Origin of the sequence: Salmonella sp. NW722 (assembly GCF_051702785.1) — a bacterium.
GTDB lineage: Bacteria > Pseudomonadota > Gammaproteobacteria > Enterobacterales > Enterobacteriaceae > Salmonella > Salmonella enterica.
On record NZ_JAMMIN010000002.1, the window covers coordinates 624,975 to 639,169 of the forward strand.

General features: G+C 52.3%; 12 protein-coding genes. 5 read left to right on the forward strand and 7 right to left on the reverse strand.

Annotated features, from left to right (window positions below; all coding sequences use genetic code 11):
• Positions 1–250 precede the first annotated feature (250 nt).
• From yqaB to NA330_RS07380, 5 genes are all read left to right on the forward strand, one after another.
• The gene (gene yqaB / locus NA330_RS07360; protein WP_023242190.1) at positions 251–817 is read left to right on the forward strand and encodes a fructose-1-phosphate/6-phosphogluconate phosphatase; all 567 of its coding nucleotides are present in this window, start codon (positions 251–253) and stop codon (positions 815–817) included.
• Positions 814–1,239 (forward strand): YqaA family protein, encoded by a 426-nt coding sequence (locus NA330_RS07365; protein ID WP_001279499.1) that lies wholly within the window; start codon positions 814–816, stop codon positions 1,237–1,239. Before yqaB ends, NA330_RS07365 begins: the two co-directional genes overlap by 4 nt.
• A gap of 76 nt (positions 1,240–1,315) precedes the next feature.
• On the forward strand, positions 1,316–2,872 hold the full coding sequence (gene gshA / locus NA330_RS07370; protein WP_023242189.1) for a glutamate--cysteine ligase: 1,557 nt from the start codon (positions 1,316–1,318) through the stop codon (positions 2,870–2,872).
• A gap of 149 nt (positions 2,873–3,021) precedes the next feature.
• Entirely contained in the window at positions 3,022–3,537 is a 516-nt protein-coding gene (gene luxS, locus NA330_RS07375; protein ID WP_001130194.1) for an S-ribosylhomocysteine lyase, read from the forward strand.
• A 345-nt stretch (positions 3,538–3,882) separates the two neighbouring features.
• Positions 3,883–5,253 carry a carbohydrate porin gene (locus NA330_RS07380; RefSeq protein WP_023242188.1) on the forward strand — a complete coding sequence of 457 codons (1,371 nt, stop codon included), beginning with the start codon at positions 3,883–3,885 and terminating at the stop codon, positions 5,251–5,253.
• A 48-nt stretch (positions 5,254–5,301) separates the two neighbouring features.
• On the opposite strand, the gene emrB is transcribed toward NA330_RS07380, so the two are convergent.
• The 7 genes from emrB to proV form a co-directional block, all read right to left on the reverse strand.
• Complete coding sequence (gene emrB, locus NA330_RS07385) at positions 5,302–6,840, reverse strand: multidrug efflux MFS transporter permease subunit EmrB (protein ID WP_001187297.1); 1,539 nt, start codon at positions 6,838–6,840, stop codon at positions 5,302–5,304.
• A gap of 16 nt (positions 6,841–6,856) precedes the next feature.
• Positions 6,857–8,029 carry a multidrug efflux MFS transporter periplasmic adaptor subunit EmrA gene (gene emrA, locus NA330_RS07390; RefSeq protein WP_001275603.1) on the reverse strand — a complete coding sequence of 391 codons (1,173 nt, stop codon included), beginning with the start codon at positions 8,027–8,029 and terminating at the stop codon, positions 6,857–6,859.
• Between the two features lie 126 nt (positions 8,030–8,155).
• Complete coding sequence (mprA, locus tag NA330_RS07395; RefSeq protein ID WP_000378431.1) at positions 8,156–8,686, reverse strand: transcriptional repressor MprA; 531 nt, start codon at positions 8,684–8,686, stop codon at positions 8,156–8,158.
• A gap of 496 nt (positions 8,687–9,182) precedes the next feature.
• Positions 9,183–10,367: an MFS transporter gene (locus NA330_RS07400; protein WP_000165758.1), complete on the reverse strand. Its 1,185-nt coding sequence runs from the start codon at positions 10,365–10,367 to the stop codon at positions 9,183–9,185.
• A gap of 164 nt (positions 10,368–10,531) precedes the next feature.
• Positions 10,532–11,527 carry a glycine betaine/L-proline ABC transporter substrate-binding protein ProX gene (proX, locus tag NA330_RS07405; protein ID WP_001216613.1) on the reverse strand — a complete coding sequence of 332 codons (996 nt, stop codon included), beginning with the start codon at positions 11,525–11,527 and terminating at the stop codon, positions 10,532–10,534.
• A gap of 69 nt (positions 11,528–11,596) precedes the next feature.
• Positions 11,597–12,661 carry a glycine betaine/L-proline ABC transporter permease ProW gene (proW, locus tag NA330_RS07410; RefSeq protein ID WP_000775021.1) on the reverse strand — a complete coding sequence of 355 codons (1,065 nt, stop codon included), beginning with the start codon at positions 12,659–12,661 and terminating at the stop codon, positions 11,597–11,599.
• Complete coding sequence (proV, locus tag NA330_RS07415; RefSeq protein ID WP_000985529.1) at positions 12,654–13,856, reverse strand: glycine betaine/L-proline ABC transporter ATP-binding protein ProV; 1,203 nt, start codon at positions 13,854–13,856, stop codon at positions 12,654–12,656. Before proV ends, proW begins: the two co-directional genes overlap by 8 nt.
• Between the last annotated feature and the right edge of the window lie 339 nt (positions 13,857–14,195).

Consider the following 14,195-nt stretch of genomic DNA (forward strand, 5'->3'; position numbering starts at 1 on the left):
ATATTCTCCATACTTTATTCTCCGTACTTTCAGCGATGAAGATGCAGATAAGATAGCGGTAATCACCGCTGGCATCAGAAGGATAACGTTGCGTCAGCAACGGCCCATAAGGCGAATAATCCTCCCGGATACGTCACTGCCCTGCAATCGCTTTTCCCCTTATCCTGAACACACCTCCTCATCTCTATTAGCGACAAAATCAACCAATTGCGATAAAGTACTGTCTGGTTATTCGGTTTGCGAGAACACGATGTACGCACGTTATGCTGGTTTGATTTTTGATATGGACGGTACTCTCCTGGATACCGAACCCACGCATCGCAAAGCGTGGCATGAGGTTTTGGGGCGCTATGGTCTTCGTTTTGATGAACAGGCAATGGTCGCGCTTAACGGTTCGCCAACCTGGCTTATTGCCCAGTCAATCATTGAGCTTAACCATGCCGATCTTGATCCCCTGTCACTGGCGCGTGAGAAAACCGACGCGGTAAAAAGCATCCTGCTGGACTGCGTAGAACCGCTGCCGCTGGTTGAGGTGGTTAAAGCGTGGCATGGGCGGCGTCCCATGTCGGTCGGTACCGGTAGCGAAAGCGCTATCGCGGAAGCCTTGTTAGCGCATCTGGGGCTGCGTCGTTATTTTGATGCGGTTGTGGCGGCAGATCACGTACAGCATCACAAACCTGCGCCTGACACCTTCCTACTGTGCGCCCAGCGGATGGGCGTTATGCCGACGCAGTGCGTGGTATTTGAAGATGCCGATTTTGGTTTACAGGCGGCGCGGGCGGCGGGAATGGATGCCGTGGATGTTCGACTATTGTGAGTGACGGACTGTCGCTCCTGTCTCTGTTTGCCAGTAGTTTTCTCAGCGCGACGCTGTTACCCGGTAATTCTGAGGTGGTTTTGGTTGCTATGCTGGTCTCCGGCGTCAGCCATCCCTGGGTCTTAGTCTTAACAGCAACAATGGGTAATAGCCTTGGAGGGGTAACTAACGTTATTCTTGGGCGTTTCTTTCCGCTGCGCAAAACGTCGCGCTGGCAGGAAAAAGCGACTGGCTGGCTAAAGCGTTATGGCGCAGCCACACTATTATTAAGCTGGATGCCGGTCATCGGTGATTTGTTGTGCCTGTTAGCGGGATGGATGCGCATCCCGTGGGGGCGGACGATCTTTTTTTTGTGTCTTGGTAAGGCGCTGCGCTATGTTGCGCTCGCAGCGGCGACGGTTCAGGGCATGATGTGGTGGTAATAATTGTAGGTTTGGCATGTATGGCCGCCATTACAGTTATGCTTATTAAAACGATTTGGACAGGCGGGAGGTCAATTTGATCCCGGACGTATCACAGGCTCTGGCCTGGCTGGAAAAACATCCTCAGGCGTTAAAGGGGATACAGCGCGGGTTAGAGCGCGAAACGCTGCGTGTCAATGCTGATGGCACGCTGGCGACAACAGGTCATCCTGAAGCGTTAGGTTCAGCGCTGACCCATAAATGGATTACCACGGATTTTGCGGAAGCCCTACTGGAGTTTATTACGCCAGTCGATGGCGATATCCAGCATATGCTCACCTTTATGCGCGATCTCCATCGGTATACGGCCAGGAAACTGGGCGATGAGCGGATGTGGCCATTAAGTATGCCCTGCTATATTGCGGAAGGGCAGCACATAGAGCTGGCGCAGTACGGCGCATCCAATACCGGGCGCTTTAAGACGCTCTATCGCGAAGGGCTGAAAAATCGTTATGGCGCCTTGATGCAAACCATCTCCGGCGTACATTACAATTTTTCATTACCGATGGCGTTCTGGCAGGCGAAATGCGGCGTTACGGAAGGCGAAGCGGCAAAAGAAAAAATTTCTGCCGGCTATTTTCGTCTGATTCGCAACTATTACCGTTTTGGCTGGGTCATCCCCTATCTGTTTGGCGCGTCTCCGGCCATTTGTTCCTCTTTCCTGCAAGGAAAGCCAACCACATTACCGTTTGAAAAAACGGACTGCGGCATGTACTACCTGCCGTATGCGACGTCGCTGCGTTTGAGTGATTTGGGCTATACCAATAAGTCGCAAAGCAATCTCGGAATTACGTTTAACGATTTGCATGAGTATGTGGCAGGTCTGAAGCGGGCGATTAAAACCCCTTCCGAGGAGTACGCGCGGATTGGTGTGGAAAAAGACGGTAAGCGGCTACAGATTAACAGCAACGTTCTGCAAATTGAAAATGAGCTGTACGCGCCCATTCGTCCCAAGCGCGTGACGCGCAGCGGCGAATCGCCTTCAGATGCGCTTCTGCGTGGTGGTATTGAGTACATCGAAGTTCGTTCTCTCGATATTAATCCGTTCTCACCGATCGGCGTAGACGAGCAACAGGTGCGCTTCCTCGATCTGTTTATGGTCTGGTGCGTATTGGCCGATGCGCCGGAAATGAGTAGCGATGAGCTGTTATGTACGCGTACTAACTGGAATCGCGTTATTCTGGAAGGGCGTAAGCCGGGCCTGACGTTAGGCATTGGCTGTGAAACTGCGCAGTTCCCGCTGCCCAAAGTAGGGAAAGATCTCTTCCGCGATCTGAAACGCGTGGCGCAAACGCTGGACAGTATCCACGGGGGAGAGGAGTATCAAAAGGTATGTGACGAGTTGGTCGCCTGCTTTGATAATCCTGAACTGACATTCTCCGCCCGGATCCTACGGTCTATGATTGATGAAGGCATTGGCGGCACCGGGAAAGCGTTCGGTGAGGCTTACCGTAATCTGTTACGCGAAGAGCCGCTGGAGATTTTACAGGAAGAAGAGTTTATTGCTGAACGTGACGCTTCAGTACGTCGTCAGCAGGAGATTGAGGCGGCGGATACCGAGCCGTTTGCCGCGTGGCTTGCAAAACACGCCTGATCCAAAAGAAAAAGGCCACTCACGGAGTGGCCAAAATTTCATCGCTGAAAACAGGGATGATGATAACAAATGCGCGTCTTTCATATACTCAGACTCGCCCCGGAACAAAGAGTTCAGTTTATTTTTAAAAAATTATCGGAGGTGACTAAATGCCATTATTAGATAGCTTCGCAGTCGATCATACCCGGATGCAAGCGCCGGCGGTCCGGGTTGCAAAAACGATGAACACTCCGCATGGCGACGCAATCACCGTGTTTGATCTGCGTTTTTGCATTCCGAACAAAGAAGTGATGCCGGAAAAAGGGATTCATACGCTTGAGCATCTGTTTGCTGGCTTTATGCGCGACCACCTCAACGGTAACGGCGTTGAGATTATCGATATCTCGCCAATGGGCTGCCGCACCGGCTTTTACATGAGCCTGATTGGCACGCCGGACGAGCAGCGTGTTGCCGACGCCTGGAAAGCGGCGATGGCGGATGTGCTGAAAGTGCAGGATCAAAACCAGATCCCGGAGCTGAACGTTTACCAGTGCGGTACGTATCAGATGCACTCGCTCAGTGAAGCGCAGGACATTGCCCGTCATATTCTGGAGCGTGATGTGCGCGTGAACAGCAATAAAGAGCTGGCGCTGCCGAAAGAAAAACTGCAGGAACTGCATATTTAGTCTTATTGGTAAGCGTTTCCAGTATTTAAATTAACCCCGGTTTATGGCCGGGGTTTTTTATTGCTTAATATAATTTGCGTTTATTATATTTGCGGCGAGAATACATTTTAAATTAAGTAATGCCTGGCCTGTTAAATAATAAAATGTGATCTGGTAAACAGAAAAGGCGGATAACTCACGATGCCAGAGTGTATTGATCACATAAACTAAAAATCATAAATAATTAATAGAAAAACATAATGGAATGCGCCAGATATCCAGGTAATAACAAGACTCTACTAATAGCCGGTCGATGGGGTTTTTAGCAAATCTTATCTGGTATACATCAAACTTAAGGGATAAAAAATGAAGGCTAAATATTTGGCGCTGATGATCGGTGCTTGCTTTTCTCATAACCTTTGGGCAGCGAATAATATCACTATTGAGCAGCGTCTGGCTGAACTGGAGCAACGTGTTGTTAATGCTGAAAAACGGGCATCCGATGCCGAGGCGCAAATTCGCTCGTTGAAACAGCAGCAGGTCGCCGCTACGCCGACGGTGAATGTCCAGTCTGCCGAGCCCATTGCAGCAGGTAAAACACCGCCGAAGCTGACCTTATCCGGATTCAGCGATATTAAGTTCTATGGCGATGTCGAATTTAATATGGATGCGGCAAGCCGTTCCGGTAGTCTGACATCGATGAGAACGTCAGCGAATAAAGATTGGGCACCGGGAACCAATGAACGCTGGGATATTAACGGGCGCCTGTTGCTGGGCTTTGATGGCTACCAGCGGCTGGACAACGGTAATTTTGCCGGATTCTCTGTACAGCCTCTGGCGGACCTGACCGGAAAAATGAACCTTGATGATGCCGTTTTCTTCTTTGGTCGTGAGAATGACTGGAAAATTAAGGTTGGTCGTTTTGAAGCCTACGATATGTTCCCGCTGAATCAGGATACGTTTATTGAATATTCGGGGAATACAGCGAACGATCTTTACAGTGACGGTTACGGCTATATCTATATGATGAAAGAAGGACGGGGACGTAGCGACAGTGGGGGTAACTTCCTGCTGAGTAAAACCATCGACAACTGGTATTTCGAAGTTAACACATTGCTGGAAAATGGCAGTACGTTATATACCGAGAAGCAGTACCACGGAATGGATTTAACCAACGATAAAAACGTGGCTTACGTCCGTCCGGTTATCGCCTGGCAAAACGGGCGTTTTTCAACGGCGATAGCGATGGAAAGTAACGTCGTTAACAACGCCTATGGCTATTATGAGAATGGGAAGTGGATCGATCAGTCAGATCGTACGGGCTATGGTTTTACCATGACCTGGAATGGTCAAAAAACTGACCCGGAAGATGGCGCAGTGATTAACCTGAATACCGCCTATATGGATGCGACCGATGAGACAGATTTTACCGCTGGGGTGAATGCGCTGTGGCATCGATTTGAACTGGGTTATATCTATGCGCATAACAAAATCGAAGCCTTCAATGCTGCCAATATCGATGCCGTTTGTGAGGACGATTGTTGGATCACCGATCCCGGCAATTATGATATTCACACTATTCATGCCTCATATTTATTCCCCAACGTGATGGATATGAAAAACTTTAACATCTACCTCGGTGCCTATGCTTCATGGGTAGAGGCCAATCCGAATAATGGCGATAACAGTGAAGATGCGCGTTACGGCGGGCGTCTGAGATTCAAATATTTCTTCTGATTGTTGGTCTACTAAAAAAGGGATCCGCAGATCCCTTTTATCAGATAGTTAGTGCGCGCCGCCACCGCCGCCGCCCGCACCGAAGGGCGGTTTGGCGAACCACACCAGGCCGAGCAGCACCAGGAAGATCCCCGCCGACATCCAGAAGATTTCGTTGGCGGAAATAATCAGCCCTTGATTCGTGATTTGCTGGGCTATCCAGCCTGACGCCTGTTGGTGCGTCATCCCTAAGCCTTCCAGTTTATCGTACATAGCCTGAGCGTTTGGATTATACGCCGTAATCGACTCCGTGAGCTGAGCATGGTGTAGCGACTCACGATCGGTCCACATAGTGGTGGTAATCGAGGTGCCGATGGAGCCCGCCAGCGTTCGCGTGAAGTTCGACAGGCTTGATGCCGCCGCCAGCCGTTCTGGCGGTAACCCGGAGAGCGTAATGGTGGTCAGCGGCATAAAGAAGCAGGCGACGGCAAATCCCTGAATAAACTGCGGCCATGCGGAAGCGCCGAAATCCATACCCGGTTCGAACGTCCAGGCGCGCCAGTAAAAACAGACGGCGTACATAATGAAGCTGAACGTGACCAGTCTGCGCATATCCAGTTTATGCGCGAAGCGTCCGATAATCGGCGACAAAATTACCGGAATAATGCCGACTGGCGCCGACGCCAGACCTGCCCACGTTGCGGTATAGCCGTACACCTCTTGCAAAAGCTGCGGCAGTAGAACAATGGCGCCGAAATAGAGCATATAGGCAAGGCTGATGCACAAGCAGCCAATCGTGAAGTTACGCGATTTAAAAAGAGAAAGATCGACGATAGGGTGATCGTCGGTTAGTTCCCAGACGATCAGGAAACTGATGGCGATGACGGCGACCACGGTCAGGATGATAATTTCCTGCGAGGAGAACCAGTCCAGCTCTTTACCGCGATCGAGCATAATTTGCAGGCTGCCGATGCCAATCACCAGTAACGCCAGCCCGACGGCGTCAATACGTCGCCGTTCGGTATGCGTTTCACGTCCGCGCAGCGTGTGTAACGTCATCAGGACGACGGCGATGCCAATCGGCACGTTGATGAAGAAAATCCATCCCCAGTGGTAATTATCACTGATGTAGCCCCCCAGAATCGGGCCGCAAATCGGCGCGACAATGACGGTCATTGACCAGAGCGCCAGCGCAATGGAGCGCTTTGCAGGCGGATAGTTATTCAGCAACAGGCTTTGCGAGAGCGGAATCAGCGGCCCGGCGACCACGCCCTGCACCACGCGGAAGAAGATCAGCATATTCAGGCTGCTGGATACGCCACAGGCCCAGGAGGCCGCGGCAAAGGCGACCGTCGACCACATGAACAGTTTGACTTCGCCAAAACGTTTCGCCAGCCAGCCGGTTAAGGGAATCGAGATAGCGTTCGCCACCCCGAAAGAGGTGATAACCCATGTCCCCTGGCTTAGGGAAGAACCCAGGTTCCCGGCGATGGTCGGAATCGCCACGTTGGCAATGGTGGAGTCCAGCACCTGCATGAATGTCGCCAGCGACAGCGCGATCGTCATGATGACGAGCTGCGCGCCCTCCAGCGGTTTTTGCTGTTGCATCACACGCACCTCAGGATTAACCCGCGTTAGCCTGTACGATGTCGTCGATCAGTTTATTGACCGGCGCGAGATTAATTTCGCGTGCGTTACTTTCGGCAACCGGCGTCGTTCGTACCTGGCTGGCCAGTACCTGACCGTCGCGATTAGCGGTATCCACGGTGACCAGCGTCGATAAACCAATACGCAGCGGATGTTGTTCTAACTGGCGGGCGTCCAGTTCGACGCGTACCGGCAGACGTTGAACCACTTTAATCCAGTTACCCGTCGCATTTTGCGCGGGCAGCAGGGAGAAGGCGCTGCCTGTTCCCATATCCAGACCGACGACTTTACCGGTGTATTTTACGTCGTCGCCATAAATATCAGTAATCACCGTCACTGGCTGCCCAATGCGCATATTCGCTAATTGGGTTTCTTTAAAGTTAGCGTCCACCCACAGATCGGTTGCAGGCACCACGGCCATCAGCGGCGTGGTGGGGCTGATTTGCGCGCCAGGCTGGACGGCGCGGCGGGAGACATAACCAGTCATTGGGCTGACGATGCGAGTACGCTCCAGCGCCAGCCAGGCGTTACGCACTTCGGTCGCCGCTTGTTGAACCGCAGGCTGATCTTCCAGATTACTGTTGAGTATCATTGCCTGGTTGGCATTGTACTGTTGAATGGCGACATCCAGCTGTGCCTGCGCGCTGGCGACGGCATCGCGGGCGTGTTGCAGCTCTTCACGGCCAATAAGATTGGCATTACCCAGCGGCACACGACGGTTAAGGTCGCTTTGCGCTTGCGCCAGGGCGGTTTTTTGCACGTCGATATTCGCCTGCAACTGCTTGCTGTTAATCATCAACTGGTGCGTCTGGCGCACGCTGGAGGCCAGCGCCGTTTTGGCTTTTTCAAACGCTTGTTTGGCGTCAGTCTGATCGAGCGTGACCAGAACATCGCCCTCTTTTACAAAGTCGGTGTTATCAGCCCAGACTTTCGTCACGCTGCCTGACACCTGCGCCATGATTTGAACCTGGTTCCCTGCCACGTAAGCATCATCTGTCTCTTCAATATGACGCAATACTAAAAACCAATAAATTCCATATGCCACGGCAATAATAACAAAGAGCAAGGTAAGAAGTAGCAGCGCTGTTTTGCGCTTGCCTTTCTTCTTAGCCGGTTGCTGCGGGGTTTGGATCTCCGCATTTGCGCTCATGTTGTTCTCCACGATCTTATTATTCACATCGGCTGAGCCGACCTGTTGTCAGAAAGGCCAGCAGTAATGCGTGCCGGCCTGTCCGCTTTCCTGTTATTAATCTGGATTTTTGAGCGGGTCGGCGCTTTAGCGCAGCGCCTCAAGAACAGTGCCTTCCTGCTCCATTTGATCAAGACGCGTCAGGAGTTTACGAGTGATGTGCTCAAGTTGATCTTTTTCGGCTGTGCTAAGTGATGACCAGAGTTGATGCAGACAATGATGCTGAGGCGGAAGCACTTCTTGCAAAAATGCCTGGCCTTTCTCCGTTAATTGCAGATGCAGGCAACGGCGGTCGTTATCGCTCTCACGACGCTCAATCCAGCCGCGTTTTTCCAGCTCATCTGCAATGCGTGTCGCATTGGTGCGAGATGAACCCAGCGCGCAGCTTAATTCAGACGGCTGAATACTGTGGTTTTCCTGAGACTCCAGCGTAATCAACGCCATAAACAACGTCTCGTTAATCCCTTGAGCCTTCAGCATTTTATTGCGGTTTTCCAGGAGCTTGCCTTGCATGTGCATACAAAGACGAGTCAAAAGAATTTCCTGGTAAGGAAAGTCTTCGTGACGGCTGGCGCGAAATTTTAGCATTTGTTCAATGGGCGTAAACGAACTATCCATTTGGGCATGACCTCATTAATTTCAGCCGATATAGTAACGACAGTGACAAATAAAGTAAATGTATTATTAATACAAAATCATTCTTTCAGGCTATAAAGCAACCAATGATACGCAGACTGAGACGTCAGCGGGAACATTGGGCCCGGTAAAGCGCCGCCTGCGGCAAATCCAGGAATGACGAGAAAAGCGTGAGTGCCTGCATGAAAAAATCAGGAGAGAACGATAAGCGGGAGGGGCGAAAGCCGGGTAAACGGCCTTACAACCCGATGCAAAAGCCACCGGAATATCACGGATAGCTATCGGTGAACGACCTTCGAATCCTTGAACGGGCGCTATTGGCCTGGGAGCAGATGGGGATGCAGGGCTTTCCATAGAATTATATTATTCTTCACCGGTATAAAAATAACCATGATAAATGAATAGCATAACCTTAACAGACTGGGGAGCTCCTTAACACCCTAAGGAGCTTAAACAAAGGTAAACGCTCACTATCCGCTTAATTTACGGCTTCCTGTCGGTGAAAACCTCGCCACCAGACCAGTAAATTAAGTAAGGCTACCGTGACACCCGCCAGACAAACGCCGGCCCAGCCGGCATGTTGCCAGGCGGAGGCGGAAATCAGCGACCCTGCGGCGCCACCGATAAAGTAGCTGGTCATATAGCCGGCGGTGAGCCGGTTACGCGCATCCGGATGCAAACGATAGATGACCGTCTGATTGGTGATATGTACCCCCTGAACGGTGAGGTCCAGTACCAGAATGCCAATAATCAGCGCCAGTACCGAGGTGTGCCCAAGCCAGATCGCCAGCCAGGAGAGTAACAGCAGCAGTAAGCCGAACGTGGTGGTGAGGTGAGATTTACCTTTATCGGCAAATCCGCCCGCCGGACGCGCGCCTAAAGCGCCGGCGGCCCCCGCCAGGCCAAACAGGCCAATCATCCCCTCGGAATAGCTAAACGGCGGCGCGGCGAGCAAAAAGGCCATTGACGTCCAGAGGATGCTGAAATTAGCAAAGGTCAGACAGCCCAGCAGCGCGCGGGTACGCAGCAGCTTATCGTGAATAAACAGGCTGAATACAGAACCCAACAGCTGCGGGTAGTTAAGATGGGTGTCGGATTTGAGCTTTGGCAGTCCGCGCCACAACGCGACGGCCATCAGCGCCATCAGCGCCGACGCTACCCAAAATACGGTGCGCCAACCGCCGAGGTTTGCCAGCAGTCCGGCGACCGTTCGCGCCAGCAGGATCCCCAGCAACAGGCCGCTCATAATGGTGCCGACCACTTTACCGCGGGTGGCGGGCGTCGCAAGCGTGGCGGCCAGCGGAACCAGAATCTGCGCCACCACGGAGAACAGTCCGGTTAAGGCCGTTCCGAGTATCATCATGCTAAGCGACTGACTGCTGGCGGTGATCAGCATTCCGCCAGCCGCCAGCAACGTCATGGAGACAATCAGCGTTCGGCGTTCAAACATGTCGCCGAGCGGCACCAGAAACAACAGGCCAGCGGCATAGCCCAACTGCGCGGCGGTAACGATAAACCCTGCGGAGCTGGCGGAAAGCGAAAAGTGATGCGCGATGGTATCAAGCAGCGGCTGGGCATAGTAGTTGCTGGCGACCGCCAGACCCGTGGCCACAGACATTAAAACGATCAGCGCCGGGCTAAGCTCATGAGTGGGTTTCGTCATTATGGTAATCGTGATTCAGATAATTATTTCCTGGGAAAACAATCATAGCGGATGTTGATGAATAAAGGGGAACAGTGACGTGATGAATCGTGCGCTTTGAGGAGAGATTGCGTTGGCCGGATAGCGGCGCATGAACTGCGCCTTATCCGGCATAAAAAACGATCTTATTTCTGCGCGGCCAGCGCTTCTTTCACCCAGCCGTCAAACTGCTGCTGGTGGGCGTTGATCCAGCCGTCCACGTGACCCTGAACATCGGCTTCAGACGATTTACCGGCATGCATCATGGCGTTCTGCGCGTTGATATCCGCCAGCGGCAGCTTCATGATGGCGAACAGTTTCGCCGCCGCCGGGTTTTTCTCCGCCCATGCCTTATTGGCGACAATATGCATGGTATTAACCGGGAACCCATAGTTCGCGCCGTTCGGCAGTTTAGTATCAATATTTTTCTGTTCGCCCGGCAGAGAGGAGAACGGCACCTGTAGCCAGACGACATCTTTACCCGGCTTCATTACGTCGCTCACCCAGTACGGGGTCCAGGTGTAATACAGCACCGGCTTGCCTTCTTTAAAACGGGTAATGGTATCAGCCATCATCGCCGCATAGTTACCGTGGCTGACCTCAACGGTTTTTTGCAGATCAAACGCTTTATTCTGGTGATTGATCACGGCTTCGCAGCCCCAGCCCGGCGAGCAGCCCATCATGTCCGCTTTTCCGTCGCCATTGGTATCGAAGATTTTGGCGATTTTCGGATCTTTTAGCTGAGCGATATTGGTGATGTTGTACTGCTCGGCGGTTTTTTTATCGATCAGATAGCCCTGCGCAGCGCCGGAGACGAAGACGCCCTCGCGGTAAAATTTTTTGTCTCCGCCTGCTGCGGCATACATATCATCATGCAGCGGCTGCCAGTTCACGGCGGTAAACGTCGCATCGCCAGAGGCGATGGAGGTATAGCCTACGTTGTAATCGACTTCACTCGGCTTATTTACGGTATAACCCAACTTTTCCAGCGCCCGGCTGACCAGTAACGTCTGGAAGGACTCTTCAGAAATCGTGCTTTGGATAGGTTGGACGGTAATGCCTTTGCCAGGCAGGTCGGCAGCGAAAGCGCTGGCGGTGACAAGGGTGGCAAACGCTGAGGCAAATATCACAGTATGTCGCATCGTTGTTCCTTTAATTATGGTAGGGAGTTGTAAGCCCGGTAAGCGCAATGTCACCGGGCGTCAGGAGAGTTACTTAACGAAAGGGCGGGTGATTAGCCCAACAGGACCGGTGGTATACCAGCGACGGTTACCGCGGCTACGTGAGTCGCGCCCGACGGCCTGCGTCAGACGGTCCAGAATGATGGCGAGAATCACAATGCCGACGCCGCCGACGGTTGCCAGCCCCATATCAAGACGACCAATGCCGCGTAGCACCATCTGGCCAAGCCCGCCGACCGCAATCATCGAGGCGATGACGACCATCGAGAGAGCCAGCATCAGCGTCTGATTAACGCCTGCCATAATGGTGGGCATCGCCAGCGGTAGCTGCACTTTGAACAACATTTGGCGCGGGCTGGCGCCGAACGAGCGCGACGCTTCAATTAAGTCGGCAGGCACCTGGTTAATGCCCAGGATCGTCAGGCGTATAATCGGCGGTAGCGCAAAAATAATCGTCACCACGACGCCCGGCACGTTACCGATGCCGAATAACATGACAATCGGCACCAGATAGACAAACGCAGGCGTGGTCTGCATCGCATCCAGCAGCGGACGAACTATTTTGGCCGCGCGCGGGCTGCGCGCCAGCCAGATTCCCATCGGTAATCCGATCACGACGCAGAACAACAGGGCGGTCAGCACCAGCGCCAGGGTAATCATCGCCTGCGACCAGGCGCCGATCGCGCCGATGGCGATCAGCGATATCAGCGTTGCGATCCCCATGCCCACGCCGGAAACCTGCCAGGCAATCAGCGCAAAGAGAATAATCGCCACAGGGGCGGGCATGCCCAGCAGCAGTTGCTGAAAGCCGTTAAGGATGTAATCCACCGGCACACGAATCCCCTGAAAAAGGGGACGGAAATGGGTGACGACCCAGTCGATTCCCTCTGTGACCCAGCTATCCAGCGGGATCAGCGTCTTATGGAACGGGTCCAGAAGAGAAAAGTGTTCAGGGGCTGGCGCGGGCGCGCTGTTCAACCAGTCGGTACTGCCGCCGTCCGTGGCTACGCCTGCCGGTGTTCCCCAGGCATCAGCCGTTTGCGTCGTAGTATCGGCCACCTGTGCGGTATCCCACGGATTCGTTTGATCAGCCATTGTTACCCCCCTCGCGATCTAAAGCCTGTAGCAACATACGTTTTGAAATAATGCCAACATACTGGTGTTCTTCATCGACAACCGGCACCGCGCAGGGCGCCTGGCCGACGTGAGAGAGCAACTCGCTGAGTGGGGTTTGCGCATCAACGACTAAAGGGTCGTCGATAAGCGCCGCTTCAATCCCTTGCGCCTGGCTTAATGCCGCTTTTAATGAGTCGATGGACACGACGCCCACGAATTTATTGCCACGCTCAATGACGTAACCATATTCACGGTCTTCGTCCTGTAATAATTTCAGTGCCGAACGGGGACCGAAACCTGGCGTTTTACGAATTAAGCCGACCGGACTGCGACGGGCAATATCTTTGGCGCTAAAGACCTGACTAATATCCACGCCACGGAAGAACGTGCGGACATAATCATTTGCCGGATTATTCAGGATCTCATCCGGCGTACCAACCTGTACGACCTCGCCATTTTGCATAATGGCAATCCTGTCGCCAATACGCATAGCCTCATCAAGATCGTGGGAAATAAAGACAATGGTGCGCTGATGTTTCGCCTGTAATTTCACCAGCTCATCCTGCATCTCGGTACGAATTAATGGATCGAGGGCGGAAAACGCTTCATCCATTAATAAGATATCAGGGTTGATTGCCAGCGCGCGGGCAAGCCCAACACGCTGACGCATCCCACCGGAAAGTTCATCCGGGTAGGCGTGAGCGTAATTCTCAAGCCCCACCTGACGCAAGGCGTCCAGCGCTTTTTCGCGACGCTCTTGCGCCGCGATGCCCGCTAATTCCATACCGAATGCCGTATTATCCAGCACGGTCATATGTGGCATGAGCGCAAATGACTGGAAGACCATCGCAATCTTTTTCCTGCGCACCTCGCGAAGCTCAGCGTCTGATATTTTGGCAATATCAACACCGTCAATCAGTACCTGCCCGCGGGTGGGTTCAATCAGGCGATTGAGAAGGCGTACCATTGTGGATTTACCCGAGCCGGATAATCCCATGATGACAAATATCTCGCCTTCTTCAATGGCCAGACTGGCGTCTTTAACGCCAAGCGATAGCCCCGTTTTTTCCAGTATTTGCTCTTTCGATAGTCCCTTTTCAATATATTTGAAGGCACGCTGCGGATGCTCTCCAAATATTTTATACAGATTCTTCACTTCTAATTTAATTGCCATGCAATAGAATGATTCCTGTTATTTACTTATGTCGATATGTTACCTGATAGAAATAGTTACCTTTTTCTACCCTAACATACTCAGAATCTGAGACAACCCTGAATTTGCTTCTGGCATGAATATTGCGAGGTGCTATCGGCTGTGATTTCCCATGATATAAGGGCTGAACGCGAATGGGGAGGGAGAGATATTTTTTGAGACAACCAGCAAAAATCCACCTGAATTGGAAGAATCCAGGTGAATAATGTCACTCGTATTGAGTGTAGGACATGTTGTAATATTTGCGCGATTTAACCCGGTATTGCTTGAAATAAAGGCATGGAAAATGTAACGTTATTT

Coding starts and splice junctions, on each gene's coding strand:
- yqaB (WP_023242190.1), top strand. CDS start 251: ATGTACGCACGTTATGCTGGTTTGATTTTTGATATGGACGGTACTCTC.
- luxS (WP_001130194.1), top strand. CDS start 3,022: ATGCCATTATTAGATAGCTTCGCAGTCGATCATACCCGGATGCAAGCG.
- NA330_RS07380 (WP_023242188.1), top strand. CDS start 3,883: ATGAAGGCTAAATATTTGGCGCTGATGATCGGTGCTTGCTTTTCTCAT.
- emrB (WP_001187297.1), bottom strand. CDS start 6,840: ATGCAACAGCAAAAACCGCTGGAGGGCGCGCAGCTCGTCATCATGACG.
- emrA (WP_001275603.1), bottom strand. CDS start 8,029: ATGAGCGCAAATGCGGAGATCCAAACCCCGCAGCAACCGGCTAAGAAG.
- mprA (WP_000378431.1), bottom strand. CDS start 8,686: ATGGATAGTTCGTTTACGCCCATTGAACAAATGCTAAAATTTCGCGCC.
- NA330_RS07400 (WP_000165758.1), bottom strand. CDS start 10,367: ATGACGAAACCCACTCATGAGCTTAGCCCGGCGCTGATCGTTTTAATG.
- proX (WP_001216613.1), bottom strand. CDS start 11,527: ATGCGACATACTGTGATATTTGCCTCAGCGTTTGCCACCCTTGTCACC.
- proW (WP_000775021.1), bottom strand. CDS start 12,661: ATGGCTGATCAAACGAATCCGTGGGATACCGCACAGGTGGCCGATACT.
- proV (WP_000985529.1), bottom strand. CDS start 13,856: ATGGCAATTAAATTAGAAGTGAAGAATCTGTATAAAATATTTGGAGAG.